General features: G+C 54.0%; 1 protein-coding gene. It reads right to left on the bottom strand.

All coding sequences use genetic code 11. The features are described from left to right. A partial coding sequence (locus DBR18_RS10525) for a sensor domain-containing diguanylate cyclase (RefSeq protein ID WP_108590270.1) occupies nt 1–1,107 on the bottom strand: 1,107 nt, incomplete at both ends.

Raw genomic sequence — 1,107 nt, 5'->3', positions numbered from 1 at the left:
AAGGCGCTGACCCCAATGCTTACGGTCACGATTCCCTCGCCGCTATCCTTATGCTCTATCTGGGCCAGCAGAACAGACTTGCGGATATTTTCAGCGATCATGAAGGCCCCCACATAGTCAGTGCTCGGCAGCACCACCGCAAATTCTTCACCACCATAGCGGGCGGCCAGGTCACCGGGGCGTCTGATGTTTTCTTTGATGATCGCGCTGATTCTGCGCAGACAATCGTCACCGACCAAGTGGCCATATCGGTCGTTAAATCGCTTGAAGTGGTCGACATCAATCATGAGCAAAGCCAGAGGAGTGAGTCCGCGCTTTGCTCTCCCCATTTCAGAGCGCGTGAACAGATCGAACTGGCGTCGATTTGCCAGTCCAGTCAGTGCGTCCTCCAAGGCGAGTAACTCAAGTGCTCGGTTGGCATCGAGCAACTTGTCTTGAGCGGCCAATAATTCTGTTTGAACGTAGTTCTGTCGCCGCATCAGTTGAATAAAGCGATAGCCAATCCCAACCAGCACAGTCATGAGCAGGCAAACAATGACGGCGCTCATCATTGTTTCCTGTCGCCAGCCCGCCAATACCTCCTCTTTGTTCATGGCAGAGAAAACCACGAGCGGATAGTCACTGACCCTGCGAAAACCTACGACACGTTCCACGCCGTCCACATACGAGCGAACAGTGGCCGTTCCAGAAGAACCCTTCGGCAGCAGTTGGGTGAAGAGTGGCCCGTCGGCGACGCTGGTGCCGATTACCGCTTCATTAAAGGGGCGCCGGACGATAATTCTGGCGTCAGCAGAGATCAGGTTGATGACTCCGTTATTGCCGATGTCGATACTGTTGTAGAGCTTGAGAAAGTGATCGAGGTAGATGGTGGCCAACGCGACACCGGCAAAGCTGCCATCAGGATTATTGATCCTGCGCGAGACTGGCAGAACCCATTCCCCCGTGGAGCGACTTTTAATAGACAGCCCAACATGGGGACCACGGTCGGGATGATCGCGGTGGTAAATGAAATATTCGCGATCGGAGTTGTTTGCGTTCGGCGGCAAGATGCCGTTTGAGTCCGCTATCCAGGCGCCTTTCGCGTCATAAATGAACAACCCGTGTAAT

This window comes from Pseudomonas sp. HMWF021 (assembly GCF_003061005.1).
Lineage (GTDB): Bacteria > Pseudomonadota > Gammaproteobacteria > Pseudomonadales > Pseudomonadaceae > Aquipseudomonas.
Note: the sequence above shows the minus strand (reverse complement) of the source record. Positions and strands in the feature narration are given on the sequence as shown.